We start from the raw sequence: 26,513 nt of genomic DNA, 5'->3' as shown, positions 1-26,513 counted from the left end.
AATAATATTTTTATTATATAGGTACAAGTTGTGTATTTAATCGACTATACTGATTGTTAGTTAATCACCATTAATTGCCTTCTTTATGGATAAAGAGCCTATTATGAAAAAATGTAACGTGATCTTCAATGCAACTCTAATAGCTGTATTCTCGGTTGTAGCTTTTGCTAATGAGCCCGATTTAAATTCTAATCCTTTTCTTGTAGAACCTTCAACACAACAGCAGGGCGCTCAGGTGTTTTCTTTTAAAGAAACGCCAATTGAACTGCACGAAAATGATAAAATTAATACAGCCCAAGATACAGGCTATTTACGGCTTGCTTTAGAGACTAAAAGCAATGGTTTTGCGTTAGTGGACACATCTCAGATCAAAGATATTGAAAAAGTGATTGCAGAGCACAAAAATGGCCATGAACTATTTCTGCGTAGTTTAAAACCTGAAATTATGGCGGCGCAATCAATCGCAGACCAAACTAATTTGTCGCAGCAATTTGCAGGCGATACAGTTAGCTTAGACAGTATCTTGTTACAGCAAGAGTTTATTACCTTTAGTAGAATGGTCGGTGGAAATTTTATTGCCGGTAGCGGCTGGGATCAGTTAACTCAGGTTGTCAAAAATGATACGTTTGGTACTGTGATTATAAAAATGTTTAGTTTTAGTCAAAGCAGTGGTGTATATATCGATGCGGACGCGGTGAATTATTATGTAAATAGCAATCCAGGGATCCTTTATGTACTTAAAGATAATAGCGATAATGTGTACACTAGTTTATCTTGGGCTGACGAAAATCAATCCTATTTCATTGGTATTGAAAAAAATATTAATGATATTGGTTTAAAATGGCGATTTGAAACGCTAATAACGTCGATGTGGTTGTATTATAAAGTGATCAAATGATTTTATGTAATTGCGAAAATATTAAACTGAACGTTCGTTTTTAAATAAAAGGATTGCATACTCTTTAGGTTAATTAAGCATGTTAAGTATATTTTTCAGCGCTGATAAAGTGAATAATAAACTACTTAACCTTAATAAATGACTATACTAATCTTATTGATTAATCCTCGTTTAAATAAAATCCTTAAAAACTGATTAATCAGCTTGGCCTATTTTAAAGAATAGGCTTATAATTTAGTTGAATCATATCTAATTTATAACTTTACAACTTAGTGAGTAAAAAATGAAAGAAGTTAAAGCTTTTATTAAATCAGCGAGTCTATCAGACTTAGAAAAAGCACAGGCATTACTTGGTGATGCGATTGCAAAATATACGCAGCAGCAGCAAGCTAAACAGGAAGTACTTGATCTGTTGAAAGAAAAAGGTCTTACTCTTGATGATCTTCAAGACGGTGCCAACGATAAACGCACAAAAGTAATGCCTAAATACCGTATTGAGTTTGAGGGTGAAATTGTTGAATGGACTGGCCGTGGTAAACGCCCTAAAGCATTCCAAGGTGTTGAACTTACCGACCACTTAGCTTAATACTGTAGGGGGTGTATACCCCCTCTTTATTTACAAAATAGTTTATTACTCCATTATTTTTTTGACCCCTTCGAAGTTGCTACTATGACGTATGTACTACGACCCTATCAACAAGAAGCGGTTGATCGCACAGTCGCTCATTTTCGTAAAACTTCAGATCCTGCTTTAATTGTATTACCTACGGGTGCAGGTAAAAGCTTGGTGATCGCTGAGTTAGCGCGAATTGCCAGAAAGAAAATTTTAGTACTTGCCCATGTCAAAGAGCTTGTTGAGCAAAATGCTGAAAAATATAAAAGCTTTGGTCTTCAGGCGAGTATTTTTTCTGCGGGTTTAAAACAAAAGTCATTGCTACATCAAGTAACGTTTGCCAGTATCCAATCGCTGTCACGCAATCTTGAGCAACTTAACGAACATTATTCGTTAGTGATCATAGATGAATGTCACCGTGTCAGTGGTGAGCAAGATAGCCAGTACCAAAAAGTGATCGTTGCGCTAAAAGCATATAATCCGCAGTTAAAAGTACTTGGACTTACCGCTACGCCTTATCGTATGGGAATGGGCTGGGTTTATTATCGTCATTATCATGGTTTTGTTCGAGGCGATAAAGCGAGTCCATTTCGAGAATGTATTTTTGAACTACCACTGCGTTATATGATCAAGCATCATTATTTGACTGCACCAAAGGAAGTGGATGCGGCGATCAGTCATTATGATTTTTCTTCTTTACAAAGTGATTCATTCGGACGCTATACAGCCGATGATATGAACCAGTTACTAGAAAAGCATAGCAGAGCAACCAAAGCTATTATGCAGCAAGTTATTCAGTACAGCGAGCAACGCCAAGGGATCATGATTTTTGCTGCGACCGTACTGCATGCAAAAGAAGTCTATGGTTATTTGCCTGAACAACAAACGGCTTTGATCACCGGGGATACTCCTAACGCTGAACGTGACCGTATTATTATGGAATTTAAGCAGCGCCGACTAAAGTATTTAGTCAATGTATCTGTGCTCACCACCGGGTTTGATGCGCCTCATGTTGATTTTATTGCTATTTTACGCCCGACAGAGTCGGTTAGTTTATACCAACAAATTGTTGGTCGAGGCCTGCGTTTAAGCGAAGGGAAAACCGAGTGTTTGGTAATTGATTATGCAGGTAATGGCTTTGACTTATTTTACCCCGAAGTAGGAAGTAAAAAAGGCGATAGTGATAACGAGCCTGTACAAGTACTTTGCCCTGGTTGTGGTTTTGCCAATATATTTTGGGGAAAAACCGATACACAAGGTAAAGTGATTGAGCATTTTGGCCGTCGCTGCCAAGGTTTACTCGAAGATGATGATGGCTCAAAAGAGCAATGTGATTACCGTTTTCGCTTTAAAGAATGTGAAGCGTGTGGTGCGCAAAATGATATTGCCGCACGTCAGTGCCAGTCTTGCCATGAGGTAATGGCTGATCCTGATGATAAACTACGTGCTGCATTAAATTTAAAAGATGCATTGGTATTACGTTGCAGTGGTTTAAGTGTTGTTAGCCTCGCAAATAACGAACATATTATTAAAGTTACTTATTATGATGAAGATGGTGCTAGTTGCGATGAAATTTATGATTTCTCAAAGTCCGGCGCCCGTTATGCGTTTAATAAACAATTTTCTCAGCGTACTGCTAATGGTCAAACACCCACAGAATATAAGTCAGCTGGACAAGTTATTGCTGGACAGATGCAGCTTGTTGCACCGGATTTTGTTATTGCTAGAAAGAGTAAAAAATATGGCTGGAAGGTTGCCGATAAACTATTTGATTATCAAGGTAACTTTAGAAAGGCAAATCAGCTAAGCTATTAATAAGCTTAACTGATTTTAGATTTAGGCGTCGTCGCCATCCATTAATCCCCAGCCATCACCATAACCGTTATAGCCATTTGCAATACTTTCTAAATATTGCTCTGTTTGGCCAAGTAAAGTGTGATCTGGCACCATCTCGACCTGAGTTACCACTTCCCAAATACCCGTGTCTGTGCATTGCACTAATTCGGTGGCAGGGGAGAGTTCATCTTCGGCTATCGCGGTGGCAAACTTTTCGGCATCTACTTTTTGCTCAAATAAAATATAGAAATCAATTTTGTGCATCTGCGCCAAATCTATACCCGCAGCGGCGATTTCAGCTAAAAGTTGGCCATTGTCATCATCAGGAAAGTGCATTTAAAAACTCAATAAAATTATTTCAAATTAGTATCGACTATTGTAACCAAAATAAAGCACATAAGCGTACTAATTTTCACATTTGAGTTACTGCGTGAAGTCACTTCAATATGGTACTATTTCAATCATTATCGGTAAATTTTTTAAGTAAGGAAATTACTTGCCTAGTTGGATATTAACTCGCTTTGCGGTTGGTTTATTTTTGTTGTTTTCATTTCATGTATTTGCAGCTTCGCAAGTGGTAACTAGTTATGAAATTAATGGTATAAAGGGCGATCTTGAAAAAAACGTTGCGCTGTACTTAAAACAACTAGATGGTGAAAAAGTAACCAGCACTTTGTTAAGTCATGCAAAAAAACAAGTGGCGATTAGCTTAAAAGCACTCGGTTATTATAAACCGACCATTAAGTTAAAATATAATAATGAAACACAAACCTTAGTCGCTACCATTGAGCGCGGACCTGTAACACGAATTGCAGATGTACGTATCACTGTTCAAGGTGATGGTAAAGATGACCCTCTTCTCAAGCAAAGCATCAATAGTATTAATTTAAAGCAAGGAGATATTTTAAATCACAGCAATTATGACGCGGCGCGTAAAAAAATTGAAGGACAATTGCTTGAGTTAGGATATTTTGATGTTAAATGGCAAGCACATCAACTCGCAATTTCATTAAAGAATAACAGTGCTGAAGTGATTTTAACGATCGACACCGGTATTCGCTACCAATTTGGTGAGTTAGTTTTAGGTGAAGAAACCCGAGCAGAGAAATACATTCGTTCAATTGCAAAATTTAAGCAAGGTGAAGCTTATAAAGCAACCTTGGTTTCTGAGTATAACTTAGCACTTTCAACCACACCTTATTTTGCCAGTGTGCGTGTTTACGCTGATATTGCTAATCGTGCGAATAAGCAAGTACCTATTAGGGTTGACGTACTACATCGACCTGCCAACAGTTATGAAATAGGTGGCGGTTACAGTACAGATCTTGGTCCAAAAGTGCGTTTTAAATGGTCCAAACCTTGGCTCACTGAAAATGGCCACTACCTTGAAAGCAACTTAAATGTGTCGCAGCGCCAACAAGATATTTCACTTGGTTACACAGTTCCTGTTGATGATCCAAATGATGATTTATGGCGTTTTTCTGTCGGTTACAAGTTAGAAGATGAGTTAACTAACGACGTTTACAGTAAAATCCTTACTGGACAACTACAACGCCAATGGTTGACTGATGATAATTGGGTTCGTACTGCCTTTTTACGCCGCGATCGAGAAACATACCGAATTGGTGATGCAGAGCAAAGCTCAAAAATGTTAATGCCCGGGCTCAGTTACGCAAAAAAAGTCACAGAGGGAGGCACAACGCCATTATCAGGATATCAATGGTTATTGTCGGCAGAGTTTGGCTTAAAGGACATGTTTTCAACCACAAATATCGTCAGAATGCAGATACAAAATGCTTGGTTGCAAACATACCTTGACCGACATCTGATTTTTTTAAAAGCAAATATTGGTGCAATGCTAGTCGATGATATTGATAACGTACCATTTTCACTGCGTTTTTATGCTGGTGGTGATCAAAGCGTACGTGGTTTTGCATATCAATCAATATCACCTGAAGATGAAGCCGGTCGTTTGATTGGTGGTAAATATCTAATTACAGGTACTGTTGAATATAATTATCAATTTGCAGAGAGTTGGCGAGCAGCCTTATTTGTAGACAGCGGTACAGCGACCAATGACTTTACTGATCGTGTCGAAGTGGGAGCTGGGTTGGGTATTCGTTATTTAACACCAGTAGGCCCTGTGAGAATTGATCACGCGTGGGGACTCACTAAAGAAAGTAAAAGTACACGATTAAGTATTACCATAGGGCCTGAAATTTAATGTCAAGAATGAAAAAAATCATCACTGTACTCACAGTGTTTCTCGCCTCGGTATTCGTGCTGGTATTTTGTTTATTATTTACAGCACCAGGTAATCAGCTGATTGCCTATACTGCAAATAAACTAGTCGATGGCTTACACATAGATATTAACAATGGCCGTTTTTTATATAACGATTCATTTGATGTGCAGTTTCAACAAGATGGCTTAGATTTTAATGCTAAAAACCTAAAACTCGACCTATATTGGTGGGGATGTGAAGGTATTTGCATCGAAAATATTAGTGCGCAGAGTATGGCACTGATATTGCCCGATATTTCACAAAATTTAGCTGATGATGAAGCGACTGTTCCAGAGCAGCCAGTTGCCAGTAGTACTGATGAGATCAGTTTACCGATAGCAATTTCGATTAAACGTATCGCAATTGCATCGTTTAAGCTTGCTCATCCCAGCGCTGATGTCACAGTGACAAAATTTGCGCTGTCAGCCTCGGCAGAGCAATCCCTTGTGACGTTAAACTCACTCTCAATTGCTCAAGTTGATGTGCTGCTCAAAGAGACTCAATCACCTCCTAGCGAACCACTAACTGCACTTGCGGCGTTACCTGACATCCATTTTAGCTCGCCGCTTGCAGCAACACTTGAGCAATTATTGGTATCGAAAGTAACGATTGTACAAGGTGAGCAAAGTCATGAAATTACAGATATTAAAGGTGCTTTCTCAATTGCAAAAAGCCAACTGATATTACCTTCATTCAGTGCTGATTATTTGCAATGGCATTTGAGTAGCCAATTGAAAGCAACCTTAGTTGATGATACGCCTGTTACGGCAAAAATAACTCTTAACAATCCAGAGCATCAGCTCAGTTTGGCTGTGGATGGTGATTTACACGATTTGCAACTAGATGTAATCACCCAAGGGCAATATCCGCTAAGCGCAAAAATAAACGCAGATTTAAAAACGATAAACTTTCCTTTTTCAGTCAATGCAAATATTACTCAGTGGCAGCTTGAAGTAGATAACAACGCTTTAGAGATTAGTGATGTGCAGTTAACTGGCAAAGGTAATGCTGATGATTATAAGTTACAGCTAATAGCACAAAGTCAGTTGGCGGCATACCCTAAGGTACAGTTAAAGTCCTCTCTTAAAGGTGGCCTAACCCAGATCCACGTCGATGACTTGTCATTGTTAGCGAACGAGAGTAAAGCCACTATTACAGCGTCTGCGCGTTGGGATGAAGGTATCCATAGTGAGTTTTCAGGGCAATTAACTCATTTGAAAGCCCAGTACCTAACAGATGCGCTAACAAGTGATCTTTCAGGGCAATTTAACGGTGTTTTCAGTGCTGAGCAGCAGCAATGGCAGCTGAAAATGACCAATACTCAGCTAGCTGGTACGCTGAACGATATACCATTTAGCTTAGCCTCAGACTTTGATTTAAATAACTCACTGTATGCAAGCATTGACAAGTTTGAGCTTGCCAGTGGTGAGAATAAACTCACATTATCTGGTGATATTACTAAGCAGTGGAATATTAAAGGGCTGTTACATTTAAATAAAGCGCAGCAAAATGAACTCGAATTTACCGGTGTTGGTGAAGGTAAGCTTGCTATAACTGGGCAACGGTTGGAGCCGATAGTCAATCTAGATGTTGGCATCAGTCATTTAAGCTTTGCTGATATTGCGATTGAACATCTAGCGCTCAAGACCGACTTTAATTATGCCGCTGATTGGCAAACCAATGTGAGTTTAAAGCTCACAGATGCGAGTGTATCTGGTCGTCATATCAACAGTTTTACTATTGCAGCAGCAGGCGATAAAGCTGATCATCAATTGCAATTTAATTTAGATGCCGCTGACGGAGAAGCTCAATTTGAAGTTGCTGGTAAATTTACTAATCAATTATGGCAAGGCCATGTCAGTGATGTAATGCTTACTGATAATGTTATTCGCGTTAGCGCACAACCGGCGGTTGCAATTGAATTTAACATCGACAATGGTGATTTTTCGGTGCAGCAACATTGCTGGCAAAGTGACAATAGCAAACTTTGCGTTGAGCAGCTTAGCCAAACTAACCAACAAGGCCAGTTTAAAGCGCAACTGGATAATTTTGATCTAGCTGAGATAAAACATTTATTACCTGAGAATATTATTACCGAAGGGGGCTTGAACGGCCAACTAAATGCGAATTGGCAAAACACTCAATTACAAACTTTAACAGCAGTAATTAGCTCACATGATTTAGCGACCACGCTTATAAATGAAGATAAACGCTATCGTTTACCAATAGAAACATTTTCGCTTAACGCCACCGCAGATCAACAAAATGCACAATTGCAGGCTCGTCTAAGCTCTAGTGTGATTGGTGATATCAGTGCTGATCTCAATACTGAAGATTTAACTGGTCAGCAATTGCTTCGTGGTCAACTTATGATTGATAAGATTTTATTAACCGATTTACAGCCTTTTATGGGTACTCTAGAGCAATTAAAAGGCAGTATTAGCGGGCAAATTGCGTTAGCTGGCACGCTCAGTGCGCCATTGTTAAATGGTGAACTTGAGATTTCCGACGTGAATTTACAAGGCGAGCAACTTCCAGTTGCGATTGTGGATTCAAATATTAGTATCGCATTTGATAAAACCAAAGCCACCTTGGAAGGGAAGTTAAAAGATGCTGAAGGCGGTGAATTAGCACTGATCGGTGATATTGATTGGCAAGGAACTCAGCCTGCAGTTAACTTAGCGGTACTTGGTGAGCAGTTTTACGTGCGTGCGCAGCAAGGAGTGATTTTTAAGATCTCCCCAGACCTAAAAATAAGTTTAGTTGATAATGCTTTTAAACTAGTAGGGCAAGTGGTTGTCCCGTATGGTCGAATAGAAATAGAAGAGTTACCAGAAGGCGCTGTGCGAGTCAGTGATGATGAGATTATTATTGATAAGCAGACCAAGCAAACGCAAGCTGTGCCTTTTGATTACGATATAAACTTAAAGCTAATTGTTGAAAACGATGTGCGTATAAAATCTTTTGGTCTGGAGTCAAAAATTGAAGGTGATTTAGCGATTAAAATGGATCAACAAACGCCAATGATCACCACCGGTGAATTGAACTTACGACAAGGTACATATCGTTCATTTGGTCAAGATTTGATAATTCGTACCGGGCAAATTGGTTTTAGTGGCCCAATTGATAAGCCGTACTTAAATATTAAAGCGATCCGTAATCCAGACAATACTGCTAATGATGTTATTGCCGGGATCACTTTAACAGGCAATATCGATCAGCCTGTATTCAAAGTGTTCTCTGAACCAGCAATGGATCAAGCACAATCACTCGCTTACTTGTTAAATGGTCAACCACTAGGTGAAGGTGATAGCTCAACCGATGCGATGTTAACTCAGTTGTTGCTAGCACAAGGGGTGAGCCGTAGTGAAGGAATGGTTTCTAAAGTTGGTGAAACGTTTGGTTTATCTGATGTGAGTTTGAGCTCTAAGGGGAGCGGCGAAGAGACCAAAGTTGAAATTTCGGGTTACGTTGCGCCAGGCATTCAAGTGAAATACAGTGTGGGGATTTTTGACTCCCTCAGTGAAGTGGCAGTACGCTATCAGTTACTGTCGCAGTTATACATTGAAATCACCAGTGGCCTGTATCAAAATGTTGATATTCTTTATAAATTCGATTTAGATTAGTGGTAATGATACGTTGAGAAAACTAATGTTAGTTTACTTATTGTGTTCTTTTAGTGGGTACACTAATACGCAATTAAGTGTACGTTACTCGGCAGGAAGCCATCCTTATTCTGCTGAGTTACTCGCACTGGTATTAAGTAAGTCTGCTATCACTATTGTGCCAGTTGAAGTACCTAGTATTCCATCGCAAACCAGAGCAATACGCTTGTTAGGCGATAAAAATGGTATTGATGTGTTTTGGGGGGTAACAAGCGCGAAATGGGAAAAACAAGCCAAAGCCATTTTGATCCCCATAGATAAAGGTTTACTGGGTTATCGTATTCCTTTAGTGCATGTTAGTAACAAAAATATGTTTGCAGAAGTTACGCATTCAGGACAGTTGCGTTCATTTCTATTTGGGTTAAGGCAAGATTGGCCTGACTCAGCTATTTTCGAACGCAATGAGTTATCTACGCTAAGGTATGGCATGGGGGCTAAGCCAATAGAAATGCTTCGTACTGGGCATATTGATGCACTTGCGTACGATATATTTGATGTGTCGAAAAATTACGGCAATGATGTTATTCACGATCAGCATATTGCTATTCGTTACCCATCCGCAGTGTACTTTTTTGTCGCAAATAATAATGAAACATTACATAAACTCCTTCAAGATGGACTATTGGCTGCGATCGCTGATGGATCTTTTGATGCGTTATTTTATCAGTATTTTGCCGCAGCTATTGCGCAAGCTAATTTAAAAAATCGTCGAATTATTGAGCTCATTAATCCCTTGTTGCCGCGCAGTGCGCCGATTCAGCAACAACAATTTTGGCTTGATAAAAAAACCTTAACCCAATAATGTAGCACCACTAATAATAAAAAAAGTTGTGGGATATGTTGAAAAAATCATGCTTAGCTGCAGTTGCGTTAATCTTGAGTCAAACAAGCGTGGCAAACACGGTTGAACAACCAACAGTCAGTGGCGTAATGAGTAATGTCAGCGCATCAGAATGGCGAATGGTAGACACTGATAATATCATTAAAATTACTCTACCTTCGGGCGCGGCGTATATTGAACTTAATCCATTACTTGCACCAAAACACACACAGAATATAAAAAAACTTGCTCGTGAAGGCTTTTATAGAGGTTTGAGTGTTTACCGTTTTGTGGAAGGTTTTGTAGCCCAAGGCGGTGATGCCAGTGGTAAAAAAGTAATTAACACTGCAAGTAAAGCAGTACCTTCTGAGTTTTATTTAGCGACTAAAACGGCACTTAAAATTACCGAACTGGATAGAGAAGATGGTTACGCTGCAATCACGGGGTTTTTAAATGGCTTTGCAGTGGCACAAAATGAAGCGCAAACCCAAACTTGGCAAGTACATTGTAACGGTATATTTGCGATGGCAAGGGATAATGATATTAACAGCGGTGGCACTGAGTTTTATGTCACATTAGGTCATGGACCTCGTTACTTAGATAGAAATATTACCGTATTTGGCCGGGTGCTAGAAGGCATGGCTCATTTTAATCTGCTCTCACGCATAGAAACAGCAGGAGAGAAATTTAATCCAATAACGGATCTGCAAGTTTTAGCTGATATAAGCAAAGAGGACCGCAGTCAATTTAAGGTGCTAAAAACAGATTCTAATAGTTTTAAAATGTTGATTAAAGCGCGTCAAAATCGCAGTGAAGCATGGTTTGTAGAAACGCCTAATTATGTTGATGTATGCGGTATGTCAATACCAACTAAAAGAGTTAGTGAGCTAGAAAGTTAGCGAGTTGAAAATTAACCCCGAGCGGGCTCGGGGTTCTATACAATAAAATGACTATTATTGGCGGTTTATTTTCACGTTAAATGGTATTGTATCGTGATCTGTGGATCGATATGGGTTGATATCAAGGCCACCACGTCGGGTGTAACGGGCATAAACTTCAAGCTTGGTAATCTTCAATTGCGTGATTAAGTCACAATAAATACGCTCAACACATTGCTCATGAAACTCATTATGAGTACGAAAAGAAATCAAATACCGCAATAAAGACTCTTTACATACTTGCTCACCGGTATAGCGAATAATAATACTCGCCCAGTCAGGTTGTGAGGTGATCAAGCAATTAGATTTTAATAAGTGACTGTGCAGTGTTTCAGTCACTGTATTTGTCGCGACCGCTTGTAAAGAGTTAGCATGTAAATGGTAGTTATCAATTTCAATGTCTAAGTCGTCAATGCACTCACCAGGCAACGGCGTACAGGGTAAACAGTTATAATCACTCGGGCTGTACAAAGTAACATTGACGGGCTTTGCTACTGCTGTCGATAGATCCGCAGTTAGAATAGCCTGTACGTCATCAATTGAATCAAAACGGCTTTGATTAAAGCTATTTAAATATAACTTAAAAGACTTTGATTCAATGATATGGCTACTTTGACAAGGAAATTCAAAGGTGGCCACGGCAACCACAGGTTTACCTTTTGCGTTTAACCACGATAGCTCATAGCCAGTCCAAAGATCTTGACCCTTAAAGGGTAAGGCACTTTCATCAATATTTAAATCATCGCGGTTAAGTTTACGTGCGATCGGAAACAATAAGCTCGGTGTGTAGGTATCTACATACTCGGTTGATTGGCCAAATACGCTGCCTTTTAGTTCAGGTGAATTGCTGTAATCTGTCATGTTACGTCTTTTATAGTTACAATAGCGCCATTATACCTAAAGCTTATGAGTTTCACAGTATGAGTATTGCTACAGAATTAGAACAACTTCATCAACGATTTGCCCAGCGCCAGTTAGAGCAAACAGATTCATTACCATGTATTGAGCACGACAGTGATTGGTCAAGCCCTTGTGAGGTTGGCAGTGCGGATGCAAATGGTATGATCCAATGGCAGGCGACGCGTCGCAGTCCTACAGGCTCTTTAACTGATTTAGCAGCAGCCCTTGAGGTTGAGTTTCCACAAGCACTGAATGAGTATTATGGCGCGTTTTTCGCAGGAGCAATTACTGCCAAAATAAACCAATATAGCGTGGAGTTACTGCAAGCTTGGAATGAAGATGACTTCGATTTACTGCAGCAAAATATAACCGGGCATGTATTGATGAAGCGTAAGCTTAAGCAAGAGCCAACGGTATTTATAGGCCTAACGGATCAAGACGACTTATTAGTATCAGTATTAATTTCTTCAGGTGAAGTATGTTTGGAGTATGTCGGAAAGAAACCGCATCATACCTTAGCGGCTAATCTTGGAGAGTTTATTGCAGCACTTGAAATATAACAATGCTAAAAAAGGGAACTGCAGTTCCCTTTTGTTTTTATTACTGAAAATCCCACGATATATTAGACACTAAACCACATGGTTCACACCTAAAATCAAATAAGCCAAACCATGATTCAGGTAACTTCCAATCGTTATTACAGCCTGGGCATTTACGTTCAAGCTCAGATGCTTTGTCTTTGCCACCAACCCGATACAAATAATAATAAACTGGCTTTTTAGTTAAAAAGCTAACACGTTTGGCAATATCTTTACCGCGACGAGAAAGATCGCTATCAATGTTTGATATTTCATCTAATGCAGGAAATTCACAACGTGTTGCACCATTAATTTGAATTTGGTCGCAAGCTTGCCAGTCTTCTTGCCATTTTATTAAAGTTTTATAATCACCATTGGCAATAGCGGGTATTTTAAACAACGGAACGGGTAAAAAATCATCACCGCAATACAGCGGACTACATGTATGCACATAGGTTGTATATAAAATATAGCTGGACGGCTCATGACACTCATCTGCACCATTAGAGTGAATATCTTGGCCGATCACTTTTACTTTTGGTGCCAGCAATCCAGCGCTATGTAATTTATCAATGCTGTGTTTTACAAATGGACTGTTGTTGAGCGGGTGCATTGCATCATCAGTGGGACACATAACACGCGTTACAAAGTAGCCATCTTTTAATACTGTTGGGAATTCTTCTCCCATTATTTGCCCATTAAAGCGCAGTGCATTAACTAAGCGGTTTATCGCTTGTTCGGCATTTTCAAGGGTCGTGTCTTGGTAACAATCAAACGTTAAATCAACAACAAACATGATGGATCTCTAATTTATTATTTTTCAAGTAGTGCTAGTAAGCGGTCTAGTTTTGCTTCGATGCGATCAAGTTGACTAGAGTTATCTATAGTCTCACTTTTTTGCTGAGGTTGTTTTGCTAAATTATGGATAGAATCAGGGTTATTTTTATATTGGCTAACAGCAGCAATAATAACAGGCAATGGAATAGGTTGTGTCAGTTTACTTTTAGTTAAAGCTACAGTAGGAATTTTGCCTTCATCAAGAAGGGCTTTAATTGCATCAAAAACAACAGCATTCATTCGATTTTTAAACTCTTTAAAGTAAGGCATAGCACTAACATGTGCTGCGCCAGGTATAATAACAGGTGGTTGGCCGTAGCCAAATACTTTTACTGCTGACGTAAACGTACATCCAGTTCGTCAATCACTTCACTCCAATCACCATCTTCTGCTAATGATTCAGCAATAAAATGTTGTTGTGCTTGATCCCAAAAAGGGGCGTCTTGTAATAATGTTGTGGCGGGTAATGAATGAGCAGCAATGAAAGTGTCAATCTCAGCCTCTGAACTTGGTAAGCCGAGTTGTTTGAATAATGTATTGATATCGTGTTTAGTGGTATCCATGTCATGCTCCTTGATGGTAACAGTAAAACAGTTATAGAACTTTATGATGGGTTGTTAGAGTTTAACACCCGCTGAATTTGCCTTTTAACGCAGATAGGAATATACCTATAGTTGTTGATGTACAAAAAATCAAAATAATAAAAAGGACTAGCTATGACAGTTGAGACTGAAAATGAGACTTTTCGAGTTCAATATATTGCTGCAGAAGACATTAGTATTGCTGCGAGCTTAATCTATCAAGCTTATCATGATGATCCGCTATTGCAACCAATGCTCAATTATAGTGAGGCGAATAAAGCCGTTTATGAAAAAAAATTACGTGCTCTGATCCGTGAAGAGCTCAGTACTTTTGGCAAGAAAAACAGCCGCTGATTGGTTTATATAAAAATGATCGTTTAAAAGCGGTTGCGTGTGTATTCGAATCATCAAGTCAGCTGCAAGCACAGCGCTATTGGCACTGGCGTTTAAAGTTAATGCTTAGTGCTGGCTATTTGCAAACAAATCAATTAATTGAAAAAGAGCAAACGATCCGTAATGCGCTCGCAGCACAAGGAAACTACTATTTTTTAGCCTTTATTGCAGTTGATCCTCATTTTCATGGTGAAGGCCTCGGCCGTCATCTACTTCGTGGCTTGAATGATTTAGTTAGCGGTAATCCAGCTGCATCGGGTATGGCTGTATTTGTAACCCAAGATAAACATACCGCGTTTTTTGCCAGTGAAGGTTTTGTGCACTTACAACAACTGACTTTTAACAATGTACAAGGTGAACTGCTATTTAAATCAGCTCAACAGCATTGATTTAGGATAAAGCGCCATAATGGAAATGTCACTGTGAGAGATATCTTACATTATCGTGCGCTTAAGCCTTTTATATCGCTGTGATCATGATTGATTTCATCGTAACAAACTGTTTTATAGTAAAAAAATTGTTTTTGCAAATTTGTTACATGAAAATTATTATTATTTATGACTACCGCTGAGTCCACTTTGCTTTAAACTTTACTTTGTCAAGACGACACAGACTCAATGAATGAGCTGCTGCCAAGGAAACGGATTATGGCAATTAAGCAAGATGCTTAGCAGGAAGCAAATGGACAAGTTAACACGGATGCAAGGATGAGTTAGGACACTGCGAGGATGCAGTACATTAGCGGAGCTAATGATAAGGATAGCCCAAAGGATTATATTACAGGAAGTAATAGGAGCGTTTGGAAACGCAGGACGGCCAGGTAGGCAAAGAGGATAACACTAGGATGTGTAGGATATTGCATAGATGCAATGTGAGGGTGTATTTGGATATATACCCGTTCAGGGGATAGATAAAAATGGTAGCTTCGGCGTAGGTATGGATGCCTTATTATGGACGAAGTCAGATTGGGGCGTAACTATATGTTACGCCTTAGTTTTTTATAGTTGACGTGAAATGATTAAATATCAGTGTGTGCTGATAACTTTCTAACTTTCTAACTTTCTAACTTTCTAACTTTCTAACTTTCTAACTTTCTAACTTTCTAACTTTCTAACTTTCTAACTCGCAAACTTGCTAACTTGCAAACTTGCTAACTTGCTAACTCGCTAACTCGCTAACTTTCTAACTCACTAACTCACTAACTCACTAACTCACTACTAAATCTTATGCGGCGGCACTAAAACGCTTTTCAGCATTTCATTTTCCATAAATAACACCCCTTGATAAACGCTTTCACCATCACTGGAAAATTCAAAAATAAACTCGCTTTTGATACCAGGTTTGCCGCTTTTTAGAAGGCCAAAGCGGCGTTTAGTGCAGGCGACACTCATTAATTGCACTTGTAGCTGGTCGCTTTGACGTTTTGCGTGTGCGTTGGCAGCTTCAGCAACTTTACGATTAAGCCAAAAAAGATAAATCACACCACCAATGATAATGAATGTCCATAAACTTGCCATTTACGAGAATAACCTTCCAATTGCTCGCGCGAGGGTTTCGCTGCGATTTTCTTTGCGAAGTAAACCTAATAGGTGTGGTCGAATACTCGGTATTGCAACTAAGTCAGCAAAAATACTTGGGAAAAGCTCTTCAATTTGCTGATGGTGGGCGCAATTGTCCATAAAAATATGTAACCGCTCGGGATCAGTGAGCAAGTTAAAACAACGTCCTGCAATGGTCAGTAAAACATCCGATTCTGTGGCGATTTCTGAATCTAAAAGAGTATCCACTAATTGTACCGTAAGTGTTTGCGCTTGTGCTTTTGACATTGCACGTAGGGCACAACACAGTGCTAAGGTATCTTTTTGCGCAATGGCTTGCTGGGCGTAGCTTAACAACTGTTGACTAAATACCGGCGGTATTTCAACATGTTCAAGCATTGCGCTGAGCGGTTGTAACACTTCAGCTGGCAGTTGCTCCCAGGCTTGTTGTAATGACGCTAGATTTTTATCGCTATCTAAGCGTAATGCAAAATCAGCAATCCCCTGTACTGCAACACTTTGCCAATTATCAAACCCTAGTTTGCCACTAAAATACAGTTGGGTGTACTCATAATATTGTGAGGCAGGTTGTTTTAATAACACTTTTAACTGTGCATTAAATGCAGCTAGTTTATTTGCGTTAGGTGTAAACACATATGGGTTATTATCAAGCTTCCCGTCGGCTTGCTCGCCGGTCAAATCATTGCCAAGTGCTTCTATCACCATATTGGCAAAGTGATCGCGACTGGCGCATACCAGTTTGCTTTGCTCATCAACTGGAAACTTTAAAAACCACACGTAGGGCTCGCTACTGGCTTTGCTATCCCAAAACTGAATAGCTAACCATGCATGGCCTGCGAGCGGGAAAGGATAGGGGATCTGTGCTTGCTCAATGGCTAAAAATTGCTTTTTATCTAGCTTGGTAATATGTCTGCCAATATCAAAAGCGCGCCAATTTGTACCTGCGCCATCAAGTAATTGCCCTAAGGTTGCGATCTGCTCGGTCATAATGATCCACTGATTTTTTACTGCAAAATTCGTTAAATTATACGCCATAGCAGGCCATGTGGGAACAGGGTATAATCAAGCAATGATAATCAACAAGGGTGGTTATGTACCAACAGACCCAAACTTACTTAACGCAACTCGAAGACTTATTAAAACAGCATCAACTTTGGCAAAATACTCCAATTGATCCGCAAGCGTTAAACTCAACAGTGCCATTTTGTCACGATACTATGGCGTTTGAGCAGTGGTTACAATTTGTATTTATTGAAAAAATGCAAATGTTAGTTGCTAAACAGCAGCCGTTACCGAGTAATTTTGCAATTGCACCGATGGCTGAGTTAATGCTTACTGAAAAGGCTGGAGGCGATGCCATCATCGCGTTACTCACAGAGTTTGATAATGTACTAGGAAGCAGCCATGAGTGAACGCCCTGAGCCAATTGAATTTGCTGAGCTTGAAATTTTATACCGTGATGAAAACTATATCGCAATTAATAAGCCTTCTGGTTTATTAGTACACAGATCATTTTTAGATAAACATGAAACACAATTTGCGATGCAGATGCTGCGCGATCAAATTGGCCAGCATGTGTTCCCTGTGCATCGTTTAGATAGGCCTACATCGGGCGTCTTACTGTTTGCATTGAGCTCTGAAGCTGCACGGGACATTAATCAGTTATTTATTGATAATCAAATCTCTAAACGCTATCTCGCGTTAGTGCGTGGTTTTGCGCCGGAGTCGGTGTTTTTAGATAAGCCACTAAAAGAACAGCTGGATAAAATTGCGGATAAGTTTGCTGATCAAAATAAAGCCCCACAAGAGGCACAAACTCTGTTTAACTGCTTGCAGCAAGCAACGTTACCGATACCAATTGATAAATACCCAACAGTGCGCTATTCGCTGGTGGAGTGCTTTCCTAAAACTGGTCGTAAGCATCAAATCCGCCGTCACTTAAAACATTTATCACTGCCTATAATTGGTGATGTTAATCATGGTGATAATCAGCATAACCAATTTTTTAGAGAGCATTTTGCATTACGTCGATTAATGTTATTTGCAACTGAGCTTAATTTTGTGCACCCTTATACTCAACAACAGATCAATATTAAAGCGCCGCTAGGTGAAGAAATGCTCACTATTTGTCAACAGCTTGGCTGGCCACATCAAGAGAGGGATTATTAATGGCAACGATTAGCATATTTGTAGGCAGTGTATATGGCGGTGCCGAGCGTTTAAGTGACGAAGTTATTGACGCAATAGAACAAGCAGGGCACAGCGTAAATTTAGTCGATCAACCAACCATTGCAGATATTCAACAAGCCACACATATTTTAGTTATCACTTCAACTACCGGGCAAGGTGATATTCCTGACAACCTTGCTGGTTTTTTTAACGAGTTGAATAGCACTTTTCCTATGTTAACTGCTAAGCCATACGGTATTATCGCTATGGGCGACCGAAGTTATGGTGATACGTTTTGTGGTGCAGGGCGAAGTTTTGATGAGTTATTTCGTGACTTACAAGCACAACCTATCGGCCATCGTTTAGAAATTGATGCCTGTGAAGATTTTGAACCTTGGCCAGTAACTCAGCCATGGCTCCAAGAGTGGTTAGCTAAGTTACCTCATTAGACAATAAAAAAGAGCGAAAACGCTCTTTTTTATTGTCTGTATTATTTCGCTTAGGTGCTTTTTACGTCCACTTTAAGCTTTAACTTTTGCCCTGGTTGTAAGTACTTTTGTCCTGCTAAGTTATTCCATTTGATAATATCGTTTACTGTTAAGTTAAACTTAGCTGCGATGCGAGCCAGAGAGTCACCACGGCGAACTTTATAGGTGATTGTCCGCTCGGTACTGACTAACGCCGCCTTAGGGGTCTTAGGGCTCTGATAAACCGTTAACTTTTGGCCTAAATGTAATACACTATTCTTTTTAAGTTTATTCCAGCTAGCGAGTTCATTAATGGTTACATCGTACTCTCGGCTTATATCCCATAAAGTGTCGCCACTTTTAACCGTATGAGACAGTTTCTTTTGACTATTGTTATTCACCGCCATACGCATTTGTTTTGGTAGGTGTTCGCTATTAATTGCACCGTCACTTAACGGCACTAATAATTGCTGACCAATACGAATGGTATTTGACTTTAGTTTATTGAGTGATTTGATAGCGCTGGTGCTGGTGGCAAACTTCTTCGCAATTACCGATAAGCTGTCACCGCTTGCGACAATATACTGTTGCCAACGCAGACGATCTTTCATCGCTGTTTTAGCTAATAACTGTTGAAACTGCTCAATTTTGTCTGTTGGTAATAATAAAAAGTGAGGACCATTTGGATCCGTTGCCCAGCGATTAAAGCCAGGATTTAAACGATACAATTCAGTCAGGCTAATGTCAGCCATATCCGCAGCAAGTGCTAAATCAATTTGTGAACCTATATCAACGGCTTCAACAACTTGTGCATTGATAATCGGGTTCCACTTTACCCCAAAGTCATCTTGGCGTTTTAGTAAATCTGATAATGCTAATAGCTTTGGCACATAGGCGGTGGTTTCACTTGGTAAATCAAGAGACCAAAAATCAGTAGGCAAGTGCTTTTTACGGTTCTTTTTTATGGCGCGTAATAAACGCCCTTCACCTGAGTTATAGGCCGCAATGGCGTTGAGCCAATCACCCTCTAAGGTTTTATGTAAATAAGATAGATAATCAAGCGCCGCACGGGTTGATTGTACAATGTCACGACGACCGTCGTACCACCAGTTTTGCTTTAAATCAAAACGCTCACCAGTTTGTGGCATAAATTGCCAAATACCCGATGCACTTCGGTATGAGTAGCCAAACGGGTCAAAGGCACTTTCAACAATAGGCAGTAATGCTATTTCAATTGGCATATCACGCTTTTCAACTTCTTCTACAATAAAATGCAGATAAGGTTCCGCGCGTTTTGAGATGCGATCTAGATAAGCTTGATGTTTAGCATAATAATTACGCTCAGTGACAACTGGGCGATTTTGCGGCACTTCAATTGATAATTGGTAACGAATTCGCTCCCACACATCATCAAAAACGGGTGGTGCATCATCCAAGTCGTTAACTTGTTGGTATTGTGCATTGATCATCAATGCTTCACTGATATCGTGTGGGCTGGCGCCATTAAGTTGTGGCTGCTCTGCTTGATTGACGATAGCGTCATCAGATTGTGTTGATGTCAAGGTTTGACAACCACTTAGCACTAAAGCCAAGGCTAAAACGAGGGGGGATTTATTCATAAATACCAATACATCAGGTAAAAAACTCGGCGAATACTACCCGTTATGAGTCGGTATTACCACTTTATGACCGTTTAAAATATGCAACAATGCCGCTGTTTACCAGCTAACTAAATAATCTGCTTAGATTTATTAACTACAGGGCAGGTTTATTATATTAAAAATGATCTTTCCAGGTTCTCAGACCTGCGAAGTTTTGCCAAGGTTCAGTTTTTTGTGCTGAGTTTTTTCTGAGTCCTTTAAATTGTGCAGGCAATAGCGTGGTAATGCCTGGCAGCTCGCTACGCATAAACGGGTTTATTTTTAACTCTTGCCCTAAAGTACTCGGCAAAGTGATTAAGTCGTTGTTACGTTGCTCGTCAACCCAATGTGAATAGTTGAGCAAGTCTTGATTATCCGGTTCAACGGCTAATGCAAATGCTAAGTTAGCTTGGGTGTATTCGTGAGTACAATAAATTTTACAATCATGCGGTAGCGCTTTTAGTTTGTTAAATGAGTGGTACATTTGCTCTGCTGTTCCTTCAAATAAGCGTCCGCAACCACCACTGAATAATGTATCGCCAGTAAAAGCGAGAGCAGGGTGGATATAGCAAATATGATCTAAGGTATGTCCAGGTGTTGTTATGATGGAAAATTCTGTCCCAAGTACGGTTATCTTATCCGCGTCCATTAATGGTTTTGTGATCCCTTTAAATGGACTATTGTGTGGGCCATATACATCAATGCCCACAAATTTTTCACACAAAGCGGCTACGCCATCAGTATGATCATAATGATGATGGGTAACTAAAATACCCGCTAAGGTCAAACCAGCTTGGTTTAAATAAGTTAACACTGGTTCAGCTTGACCTGGGTCAACTACCCATGCTTGCGAACTTGTAGGATCGCTAAGGCACCAAATGTAATTATCAGAAAAGGCTTTAATTGCTTTGACTTGCACCATGTGACATTGCTCTATAAAGTGACGATATCAAACAGTATAACGAGCTCAGCGTATGAAACCAGCCCTTAGTTTTCAAGAAGGACCCAAACCACTGTCGTGGCAAGAGTTTCCTCATGGTGACTATTTACGTAGTGATATAGAACGTAAAATGGCCAAGTGGTTACCGCGAATGTTTGGCTATCACATGTTAAAACTCGGTAACCTCAGTGGCGAACTTAATACCAGTAAAAGTACCATTAAACACCAAGTCTGCGTAGCAGAGTCAGGACCATTTACAGGTGTTGTTGCCGATATAGATGAACTCCCTTTTTACGAGCACAGTGTTGATGCCTGTATATTAAGTCATTGCTTAGAGTATCACACCGATCCGCATCATATATTACGTGAAGCACACCGCACCTTAATACCAGGTGGCTATATGGTGATCACCGGGTTTAACCCATTTAGTTTATGTGGACTTGCGCAGTTGTTGCCCTTTAGCGGTCAAAAGTTGCCATGGACGGGACGCTTTTTCACTCCCGCACGGGTAAAAGATTGGCTTAACCTATTAGGTTTTGAAATAGTCAGTGATGAACGTTTTATTTATTCGTCATTAGCACGAGGCAACCGTTTATCGCGGTTTGCGCCATGGCGACGTTTTACCAAGCAATATCTAAAACCCATGGGAAGTGTGTATATGTTGGTCGCTCGTAAACGAGTTGCGCCTTTGACACCCATAAAGCCTAAATGGCACGCTCGTCCACAGTTTGCTCCAGTAAAAGGAGCTGGTTTACGGCAAACCTCAAAGCAACACTGTGAGCGGAAGCGTTAAATAACGCTGACTGTTTTGCTGTGCTTTTGGTAATTGGCCTGCGCGAATATTCATTTGTATTGCTGGGTGCAATAATTTAGGTGCACTGAGTGTTGCATCACGGGCGCTACGGGTTGTTATGTAATCTTGCTCAGAGGCTTGTAGATGAATATTACTGGTGCGCTGCTCGAGTACCGATGTTTTATTGGCAAGTGGGCGATCACCCGGCTGATAGTCGTGGCACATCCATAAAATAGTTTCATCGGGCAGGGCTAAAATACGTTGCAGTGACTGATAAAGCGTTTTGGCACTGCCACCTGGGAAATCACAGCGTGCAGTGCCGCTATCGGGCATAAAAAATGTGTCACCAACAAACAAGTTGCCTTCAATTAAATAACACACACTGTCTGGAGTATGGCCTGGAGTCGCTAATACAGTAACCTTGTGTGCGCCCAGTGCAAAATGCTCGTTATCAGTAAATAGCTGTTCAAATGGGCTGCCATCACATGGCATATTAATATTATACAGGCGGCTAAAATGTTCTTGCACTTGTATTATTTTTTTACCCGTTGCTAACTTGCAAGGATGATATGTCGCAAGTTGCTGCTTTATATAACTGGCGGCAGTAATGTGATCTGCATGGGCGTGGCTTTCTAAAACCCACTCAAGAATAAGTTGGTTATCGTTTATATGGGCAATGATCTCGTCGGCGGTTTGAAAACTTAACGTACAGCTAGCAGCATCAAAGTCAGCAGGGGCATCGATCAACATGGCAGATTTAGTGGTTTGGCAAGACACTAAATAAGTAAAGGTAGCACTTTGCTGATGAAAAAAAGACTCGATCGAGATAGCCATTTAACAACTCCATTATTTAATATATCCAAATCTTATATCATATAACTAAGTTGTTAAATGGTTTATGATGAATTACCTACTAATATTATTCAGGGTTGTAACCTTCATCGACTAATAAATCTTTACTGCCAGCGGCATCTCGCGCCAAATCATCAACAATTTCATTGTATTTATTGCCGCTATGACCTTTTACCCACTTCCAAGTCACATTATGACGGGCGCAGGCTGCATCAAGACGCTGCCATAAATCGACATTTTTAACTGGTTTTTTAGCAGCTGTTTTCCAGCCTCGCTTCTTCCAGTTAGCAAGCCATGATTCAATACCTTGTTTCACGTATTGGCTGTCGGTGGTGAGATTTATCTCACACGGGCGGTTTAAACTCTCAAGAGCAACAATTGCTGCGAGCATTTCCATTCGATTATTGGTGGTGAGGGTATAGCCTTGGCTTAATTTTTTTCGTGGTCATTATAAAACATAAAAATACCATAACCGCCAGGGCCTGGATTACCTAAACATGAGCCATCGGTGTAAATCTCTACGGTTTTTTGCACTGTTTTCCCTTGATCTTATGTACAATAAAGTGATTATAGAAAGATACCAGAGTCAGGCTAAATTCGATATGGCACGTAGACAAATAGTTTTAGATACAGAAACCACCGGCATCGACCCTAAACAAGGGCATCGTATTATTGAAATTGGCTGTGTGGAATTAGTGAATCGTCGTTTAACCGGCAATAACTTTCACGTTTATATCAACCCACAGCGCAAAAGTGACGAAGAAGCCATTGATGTTCATGGTATCACTAATGAGTTTTTACGTGATAAACCGTTATTCCATCAAATAGCTCAAGAGTTTCTCGACTATATTAGAGGGGCGGAGCTGGTAATTCATAATGCGCCGTTCGATGTCGGTCATATGGATAATGAATTTGCGTTGCTCAATCAAGGTTATCAAAAAACCCATGATTACTGCCAAGTTCTCGACACCCTCAAAATGGCGCGTGACTTGCATCCAGGACAGAAGAATAACTTAGATGCGTTATGCCGGCGTTATGATGTAGATAACGCTAAGCGTACCTTACACGGCGCACTACTGGATTCTGAGATCTTAGCTGACGTTTATTTAGCGATGACGGGGGGCAGGTAAAGCTCAATCTTAATCAAAATAAAAATCAAGGCAGTGAGCAACAACAAAAAGAACTGCGTCGTTTAGATTCAAACCGTCCACCGCTGGTGGTCTTACAAGCCAATAATGATGAGCAACTCGCTCACGAAGAGCGATTAAATATAGTCAACGAAGCCGGTGGTCAATGTATATGGCGCGCCGAATAAGGCAAAACATGAGAAGCATAATGTTAGTTGTGTGTTTGGTTATGATGTTACCAAACACCAGCAGTGCAACAAATGAAGATAAAATAACCTTACTGCAGCGCGATGGGCGGCAAAATGAAATTCCTTTACTGGAAAATCGTTTTCGTATTGATTATAAAGTTGACGAAATCACCTTATTATTTTTTCGCAAGCCCGGTGCACCAGCAGTGGTATTGGTAAAACCCGATGGCAGTAAATATTATGCAACCTCGGCGAGAAAAGATGACAACCTACAATGGTTTGATGAGCTAAGTTATGATCTGATTACTATTAAGCAGCCAATGCCTGGGCCTTGGCAGGTCGTTGGTAGTATTTTGCCGAAAAGCCGGATTGTGGTGTTAGGAGAAGTAGAATTACAAGCCGAACCATTACCCCCATTACTGTTTCGTGGCGAAACAGTTAAAATTACAGGGCAAATACTAAATGATGGTGAGCCGATTCAAGTGGGCTTGTTTCGGGATGTGGTCAGTTTAAATGTTGACTTTATTAGCACCAATAACAGTGACTTTGCAAACTTTGGCGCTGGCACTCAGAATGTTGCTGAATTTAAAGACGATGGCCGTGGTTTCGATGAGCGCCCTAAAGATGGTATTTTTACCGGTGAATTTAAATTAGTTTTCCCAGCCGGACAATGGCGACCAGAGCTATATATTGAAACCCCATTATTAAAGCGCACCGTCGTGCAAGATCTTATCGAAGTTAAAGAACCCCCTTTAGTTATGAAATCGCCTTAGCCGAAGATGACCTGCAAGAACATCAATTAACCATTACCCTCGATAACCAAATAGTGCAACCAGATACGGTATTGATCCAAGGTAAAATTTATTACCCCAATAATGAAGAGCAAATGTTTACGCTTGATGCTAAAAACAGTTTGACCCGTCAGCTGACGATTAAAAATTATGATTGGGGGCGATACAGTATTGAACTGTCTGTTTTTGGTACTAATGTTAATGGGCGCGAATTTATGGCGACTTTACCGACCTATAAATTTGAAATAGAACGACCAATAGAAGTGGTGCCTGAATTACCAGAACCAATTATTACCCCAGCACAGCAACAAGAAATAGAAAGAGTTGCTAAGGAAGCCGAATCAATGGCAACAATTACATTTATTAGTTTAATTGTTGGCGGGAATTTACTGGTTTTGCTGTTGGGTTGGTTAGCAATTCGTGTATTTGTGCAGAAAAAATCAATCATGCCGAAAATCAACTTACCATTTTTGAAGAAAAAACAGCAGTTGAAAATGAGCCGCAAAGTAATGAAAAAAAGAACTCGACAAAAATGGTTCAAAAAGTGATAGATCCGGTGAAATTTTAAACCTTTCGATGTCAGATGACTAAAAAACCTGTAAAAAAACAAAAAAGCCCTTGACGAAGTAGGGGTTGGTTCGTATTATTCACGCCGCTGTCAGGGGAGACTCAGACAGCAACGAAAATGTGGAGTGGTAGTTCAGTTGGTTAGAATACCGGCCTGTCACGCCGGGGTCGCGGGTTCGAGTCCCGTCCACTCCGCCAATTTTCGACAATTTGTAAGTAGACGCTGGAGTGGTAGTTCAGTTGGTTAGAATACCGGCCTGTCACGCCAGGGTCGCGGGTTCGAGTCCCGTCCACTCCGCCAACACTTACACAACATATGGTTGTAAAACATATTCTTATTATGGAGTGGTAGTTCAGTTGGTTAGAATACCGGCCTGTCACGCCAGGGTCGCGGGTTCGAGTCCCGTCCACTCCGCCAATAAGAAAAAGTAACAGTTTAAATATGCGCTGGAGTGGTAGTTCAGTTGGTTAGAATACCGGCCTGTCACGCCGTGGGTCGCGGGTTCGAGTCCCGTCCACTCCGCCAACTATTTAAACAATGTTATATTACAAAATTTGTATGCTGGAGTGGTAGTTCAGTTGGTTAGAATACCGGCCTGTCACGCCGGGGTCGCGGGTTCGAGTCCCGTCCACTCCGCCAACAAATTAAGTAATAACAAGTATAATGATATCTCTGCGGAGTGGTAGTTCAGTTGGTTAGAATACCGGCCTGTCACGCCAGGGGTCGCGGGTTCGAGTCCCGTCCACTCCGCCACTTGATATCAGTAATAAAATTAGTAAGTGCATTACCCCATGCACATACCACTGCGGAGTGGTAGTTCAGTTGGTTAGAATACCGGCCTGTCACGCCGGGGTCGCGGGTTCGAGTCCCGTCCACTCCGCCACTTGTTATTTCCTCAATAATAAGTTTATAAAGTCATTGTATACCTATTGCAATAAAACATACTTTGGCTATCAGCTATCAGCTATCAGCTATCAGCTATCAGCTATCAGCTATCAGCTATCAGCTATCAGCTATCAGCTATCAGCTATCAGCTATCAGCTATCAGCTATCAGCTATCAGCTATCAGCTATCAG

The 26,513-nt window shown here is 40.4% G+C and carries 22 protein-coding genes, 7 tRNA genes and 4 pseudogenes; 22 read left to right on the top strand and 11 right to left on the bottom strand.

The features are described 5' to 3' along the window. Positions 1–103 precede the first annotated feature (103 nt). From P4S61_RS01620 to P4S61_RS01610, 3 genes are all read left to right on the top strand, one after another. A complete protein-coding gene (locus P4S61_RS01620; RefSeq protein WP_182758681.1) occupies positions 104–898 on the top strand; it encodes a hypothetical protein in 795 nt (264 codons plus the stop codon). A gap of 283 nt (positions 899–1,181) precedes the next feature. Further along, a complete protein-coding gene (locus P4S61_RS01615) occupies positions 1,182–1,484 on the top strand; it encodes an H-NS family nucleoid-associated regulatory protein (RefSeq protein ID WP_145241611.1) in 303 nt (100 codons plus the stop codon). A gap of 84 nt (positions 1,485–1,568) precedes the next feature. Continuing rightward, positions 1,569–3,326 carry a DEAD/DEAH box helicase gene (locus tag P4S61_RS01610; RefSeq protein WP_182758680.1) on the top strand — a complete coding sequence of 586 codons (1,758 nt, stop codon included), beginning with the start codon at positions 1,569–1,571 and terminating at the stop codon, positions 3,324–3,326. A gap of 21 nt (positions 3,327–3,347) precedes the next feature. Here the strand turns inward: P4S61_RS01610 and P4S61_RS01605 are convergent, their stop codons facing one another. Further along, complete coding sequence (locus tag P4S61_RS01605; RefSeq protein WP_182731907.1) at positions 3,348–3,683, bottom strand: ribonuclease E inhibitor RraB; 336 nt, start codon at positions 3,681–3,683, stop codon at positions 3,348–3,350. 202 nt (positions 3,684–3,885) lie between these two features. Here P4S61_RS01605 and P4S61_RS01600 point away from each other — a divergent pair, with 202 nt between their 5' ends. The 4 genes from P4S61_RS01600 to P4S61_RS01585 are packed head-to-tail and all read left to right on the top strand — an operon-like array spanning position 3,886 to position 11,015. Further along, positions 3,886–5,571 (top strand): autotransporter assembly complex protein TamA, encoded by a 1,686-nt coding sequence (locus tag P4S61_RS01600; RefSeq protein WP_257326364.1) that lies wholly within the window; start codon positions 3,886–3,888, stop codon positions 5,569–5,571. Further along, positions 5,571–9,257: an autotransporter assembly complex protein TamB gene (gene tamB, locus P4S61_RS01595; RefSeq protein ID WP_337117662.1), complete on the top strand. Its 3,687-nt coding sequence runs from the start codon at positions 5,571–5,573 to the stop codon at positions 9,255–9,257. Before P4S61_RS01600 ends, tamB begins: the two co-directional genes overlap by 1 nt. A 25-nt stretch (positions 9,258–9,282) precedes the next feature. Next, positions 9,283–10,098: a hypothetical protein gene (locus P4S61_RS01590; RefSeq protein WP_337117661.1), complete on the top strand. Its 816-nt coding sequence runs from the start codon at positions 9,283–9,285 to the stop codon at positions 10,096–10,098. Positions 10,099–10,133: 35 nt separating this feature from the next. After that, on the top strand, positions 10,134–11,015 hold the full coding sequence (locus P4S61_RS01585; RefSeq protein WP_442961538.1) for a peptidylprolyl isomerase: 882 nt from the start codon (positions 10,134–10,136) through the stop codon (positions 11,013–11,015). Positions 11,016–11,069: 54 nt separating this feature from the next. Here P4S61_RS01585 and queF read toward each other — a convergent pair whose 3' ends face one another. After that, on the bottom strand, positions 11,070–11,915 hold the full coding sequence (queF, locus tag P4S61_RS01580) for an NADPH-dependent 7-cyano-7-deazaguanine reductase QueF (protein ID WP_337117660.1): 846 nt from the start codon (positions 11,913–11,915) through the stop codon (positions 11,070–11,072). Positions 11,916–11,974: 59 nt separating this feature from the next. Here queF and syd point away from each other — a divergent pair, with 59 nt between their 5' ends. Further along, complete coding sequence (gene syd, locus P4S61_RS01575) at positions 11,975–12,514, top strand: SecY-interacting protein (protein WP_337117659.1); 540 nt, start codon at positions 11,975–11,977, stop codon at positions 12,512–12,514. 40 nt (positions 12,515–12,554) lie between these two features. Here the strand turns inward: syd and P4S61_RS01570 are convergent, their stop codons facing one another. The 3 genes from P4S61_RS01570 to P4S61_RS01560 all read right to left on the bottom strand — a co-directional run bounded on the left by P4S61_RS01570 (position 12,555) and on the right by P4S61_RS01560 (position 13,932). Continuing rightward, on the bottom strand, positions 12,555–13,328 hold the full coding sequence (locus P4S61_RS01570) for a Zn-ribbon-containing protein (RefSeq protein WP_182731912.1): 774 nt from the start codon (positions 13,326–13,328) through the stop codon (positions 12,555–12,557). Between the two features lie 17 nt (positions 13,329–13,345). After that, a complete protein-coding gene (locus P4S61_RS01565; protein ID WP_145241630.1) occupies positions 13,346–13,609 on the bottom strand; it encodes a hypothetical protein in 264 nt (87 codons plus the stop codon). A gap of 89 nt (positions 13,610–13,698) precedes the next feature. Continuing rightward, entirely contained in the window at positions 13,699–13,932 is a 234-nt protein-coding gene (locus tag P4S61_RS01560; RefSeq protein ID WP_145241632.1) for a DUF2789 domain-containing protein, read from the bottom strand. A gap of 153 nt (positions 13,933–14,085) precedes the next feature. Here P4S61_RS01560 and P4S61_RS01555 point away from each other — a divergent pair. Next, positions 14,086–14,732, top strand: a pseudogene (locus P4S61_RS01555) (N-acetyltransferase). Between the two features lie 828 nt (positions 14,733–15,560). Here the strand turns inward: P4S61_RS01555 and P4S61_RS01550 are convergent. Both P4S61_RS01550 and P4S61_RS01545 read right to left on the bottom strand, forming a co-directional pair. After that, a complete protein-coding gene (locus P4S61_RS01550; protein ID WP_145241637.1) occupies positions 15,561–15,860 on the bottom strand; it encodes a DUF3301 domain-containing protein in 300 nt (99 codons plus the stop codon). Beyond that, a complete protein-coding gene (locus tag P4S61_RS01545) occupies positions 15,861–16,889 on the bottom strand; it encodes a DUF3549 family protein (RefSeq protein WP_145241667.1) in 1,029 nt (342 codons plus the stop codon). 104 nt (positions 16,890–16,993) lie between these two features. Between P4S61_RS01545 and P4S61_RS01540 the strand changes: the two genes are divergently transcribed. The 3 genes from P4S61_RS01540 to P4S61_RS01530 are packed head-to-tail and all read left to right on the top strand — an operon-like array spanning position 16,994 to position 18,520. Then, a complete protein-coding gene (locus P4S61_RS01540) occupies positions 16,994–17,314 on the top strand; it encodes a YqcC family protein (RefSeq protein ID WP_182731913.1) in 321 nt (106 codons plus the stop codon). Next, entirely contained in the window at positions 17,307–18,071 is a 765-nt protein-coding gene (gene truC / locus P4S61_RS01535; protein WP_145241641.1) for a tRNA pseudouridine(65) synthase TruC, read from the top strand. Before P4S61_RS01540 ends, truC begins: the two co-directional genes overlap by 8 nt. Further along, positions 18,071–18,520 carry a flavodoxin gene (locus P4S61_RS01530; RefSeq protein ID WP_182731914.1) on the top strand — a complete coding sequence of 150 codons (450 nt, stop codon included), beginning with the start codon at positions 18,071–18,073 and terminating at the stop codon, positions 18,518–18,520. Before truC ends, P4S61_RS01530 begins: the two co-directional genes overlap by 1 nt. 50 nt (positions 18,521–18,570) lie before the next feature. Here P4S61_RS01530 and P4S61_RS01525 read toward each other — a convergent pair whose 3' ends face one another. Both P4S61_RS01525 and gloB read right to left on the bottom strand, forming a co-directional pair. Then, entirely contained in the window at positions 18,571–20,157 is a 1,587-nt protein-coding gene (locus tag P4S61_RS01525) for a lytic transglycosylase (protein WP_337117658.1), read from the bottom strand. A 157-nt stretch (positions 20,158–20,314) separates the two neighbouring features. Continuing rightward, entirely contained in the window at positions 20,315–21,100 is a 786-nt protein-coding gene (gene gloB, locus P4S61_RS01520) for a hydroxyacylglutathione hydrolase (RefSeq protein ID WP_337117657.1), read from the bottom strand. A gap of 52 nt (positions 21,101–21,152) precedes the next feature. Here gloB and P4S61_RS01515 point away from each other — a divergent pair, with 52 nt between their 5' ends. After that, positions 21,153–21,911 carry a class I SAM-dependent methyltransferase gene (locus P4S61_RS01515; protein ID WP_145241649.1) on the top strand — a complete coding sequence of 253 codons (759 nt, stop codon included), beginning with the start codon at positions 21,153–21,155 and terminating at the stop codon, positions 21,909–21,911. Here P4S61_RS01515 and P4S61_RS01510 read toward each other — a convergent pair. Continuing rightward, positions 21,882–22,745 carry an MBL fold metallo-hydrolase gene (locus P4S61_RS01510; protein ID WP_145241651.1) on the bottom strand — a complete coding sequence of 288 codons (864 nt, stop codon included), beginning with the start codon at positions 22,743–22,745 and terminating at the stop codon, positions 21,882–21,884. The genes P4S61_RS01515 and P4S61_RS01510 overlap by 30 nt on opposite strands. 85 nt (positions 22,746–22,830) lie before the next feature. After that, positions 22,831–23,297: pseudogene (gene rnhA / locus P4S61_RS01505) on the bottom strand (ribonuclease HI). 68 nt (positions 23,298–23,365) lie between these two features. Here rnhA and dnaQ point away from each other — a divergent pair. The 9 genes and pseudogenes from dnaQ to P4S61_RS01460 all read left to right on the top strand — a co-directional run bounded on the left by dnaQ (position 23,366) and on the right by P4S61_RS01460 (position 26,320). Continuing rightward, positions 23,366–24,078, top strand: a pseudogene (gene dnaQ / locus P4S61_RS01500) (DNA polymerase III subunit epsilon). Between the two features lie 41 nt (positions 24,079–24,119). Next, positions 24,120–25,460, top strand: a pseudogene (locus tag P4S61_RS01495) (TIGR03503 family protein). Between the two features lie 98 nt (positions 25,461–25,558). Further along, positions 25,559–25,634 (top strand) — tRNA-Asp (locus tag P4S61_RS01490). Positions 25,635–25,661: 27 nt separating this feature from the next. After that, a tRNA-Asp gene (locus tag P4S61_RS01485) sits at positions 25,662–25,737 on the top strand. Between the two features lie 41 nt (positions 25,738–25,778). Next, positions 25,779–25,854: transfer RNA gene (locus P4S61_RS01480), tRNA-Asp, on the top strand. A gap of 31 nt (positions 25,855–25,885) precedes the next feature. Continuing rightward, positions 25,886–25,962 (top strand) — tRNA-Asp (locus tag P4S61_RS01475). 38 nt (positions 25,963–26,000) lie between these two features. Beyond that, positions 26,001–26,076 (top strand) — tRNA-Asp (locus P4S61_RS01470). 37 nt (positions 26,077–26,113) lie between these two features. Next, a tRNA-Asp gene (locus tag P4S61_RS01465) sits at positions 26,114–26,190 on the top strand. A gap of 54 nt (positions 26,191–26,244) precedes the next feature. After that, a tRNA-Asp gene (locus P4S61_RS01460) sits at positions 26,245–26,320 on the top strand. The last annotated feature ends 193 nt before the right edge of the window (positions 26,321–26,513 follow it).

The organism is Pseudoalteromonas sp. B160 (assembly GCF_037162485.1).
GTDB classification, from domain to species: Bacteria; Pseudomonadota; Gammaproteobacteria; order Enterobacterales; family Alteromonadaceae; genus Pseudoalteromonas; species Pseudoalteromonas rhizosphaerae.
This window is presented reverse-complemented; position numbering and strand designations above follow the sequence as displayed.

What these genes read in the sequence shown, in the direction of transcription:
- P4S61_RS01620 (WP_182758681.1), top strand. Translation starts at nt 104, where the DNA reads ATGAAAAAATGTAACGTGATCTTCAATGCAACTCTAATAGCTGTATTC.
- P4S61_RS01615 (WP_145241611.1), top strand. Translation starts at nt 1,182, where the DNA reads ATGAAAGAAGTTAAAGCTTTTATTAAATCAGCGAGTCTATCAGACTTA.
- P4S61_RS01610 (WP_182758680.1), top strand. Translation starts at nt 1,569, where the DNA reads ATGACGTATGTACTACGACCCTATCAACAAGAAGCGGTTGATCGCACA.
- P4S61_RS01605 (WP_182731907.1), bottom strand. Translation starts at nt 3,683, where the DNA reads ATGCACTTTCCTGATGATGACAATGGCCAACTTTTAGCTGAAATCGCC.
- tamB (WP_337117662.1), top strand. Translation starts at nt 5,571, where the DNA reads ATGTCAAGAATGAAAAAAATCATCACTGTACTCACAGTGTTTCTCGCC.
- P4S61_RS01590 (WP_337117661.1), top strand. Translation starts at nt 9,283, where the DNA reads ATGTTAGTTTACTTATTGTGTTCTTTTAGTGGGTACACTAATACGCAA.
- P4S61_RS01585 (WP_442961538.1), top strand. Translation starts at nt 10,134, where the DNA reads ATGTTGAAAAAATCATGCTTAGCTGCAGTTGCGTTAATCTTGAGTCAA.
- queF (WP_337117660.1), bottom strand. Translation starts at nt 11,915, where the DNA reads ATGACAGATTACAGCAATTCACCTGAACTAAAAGGCAGCGTATTTGGC.
- syd (WP_337117659.1), top strand. Translation starts at nt 11,975, where the DNA reads ATGAGTATTGCTACAGAATTAGAACAACTTCATCAACGATTTGCCCAG.
- P4S61_RS01570 (WP_182731912.1), bottom strand. Translation starts at nt 13,328, where the DNA reads ATGTTTGTTGTTGATTTAACGTTTGATTGTTACCAAGACACGACCCTT.
- P4S61_RS01565 (WP_145241630.1), bottom strand. Translation starts at nt 13,609, where the DNA reads ATGAATGCTGTTGTTTTTGATGCAATTAAAGCCCTTCTTGATGAAGGC.
- P4S61_RS01560 (WP_145241632.1), bottom strand. Translation starts at nt 13,932, where the DNA reads ATGGATACCACTAAACACGATATCAATACATTATTCAAACAACTCGGC.
- P4S61_RS01550 (WP_145241637.1), bottom strand. Translation starts at nt 15,860, where the DNA reads ATGGCAAGTTTATGGACATTCATTATCATTGGTGGTGTGATTTATCTT.
- P4S61_RS01545 (WP_145241667.1), bottom strand. Translation starts at nt 16,889, where the DNA reads ATGACCGAGCAGATCGCAACCTTAGGGCAATTACTTGATGGCGCAGGT.
- P4S61_RS01540 (WP_182731913.1), top strand. Translation starts at nt 16,994, where the DNA reads ATGTACCAACAGACCCAAACTTACTTAACGCAACTCGAAGACTTATTA.
- truC (WP_145241641.1), top strand. Translation starts at nt 17,307, where the DNA reads ATGAGTGAACGCCCTGAGCCAATTGAATTTGCTGAGCTTGAAATTTTA.
- P4S61_RS01530 (WP_182731914.1), top strand. Translation starts at nt 18,071, where the DNA reads ATGGCAACGATTAGCATATTTGTAGGCAGTGTATATGGCGGTGCCGAG.
- P4S61_RS01525 (WP_337117658.1), bottom strand. Translation starts at nt 20,157, where the DNA reads ATGAATAAATCCCCCCTCGTTTTAGCCTTGGCTTTAGTGCTAAGTGGT.
- gloB (WP_337117657.1), bottom strand. Translation starts at nt 21,100, where the DNA reads ATGGTGCAAGTCAAAGCAATTAAAGCCTTTTCTGATAATTACATTTGG.
- P4S61_RS01515 (WP_145241649.1), top strand. Translation starts at nt 21,153, where the DNA reads ATGAAACCAGCCCTTAGTTTTCAAGAAGGACCCAAACCACTGTCGTGG.
- P4S61_RS01510 (WP_145241651.1), bottom strand. Translation starts at nt 22,745, where the DNA reads ATGGCTATCTCGATCGAGTCTTTTTTTCATCAGCAAAGTGCTACCTTT.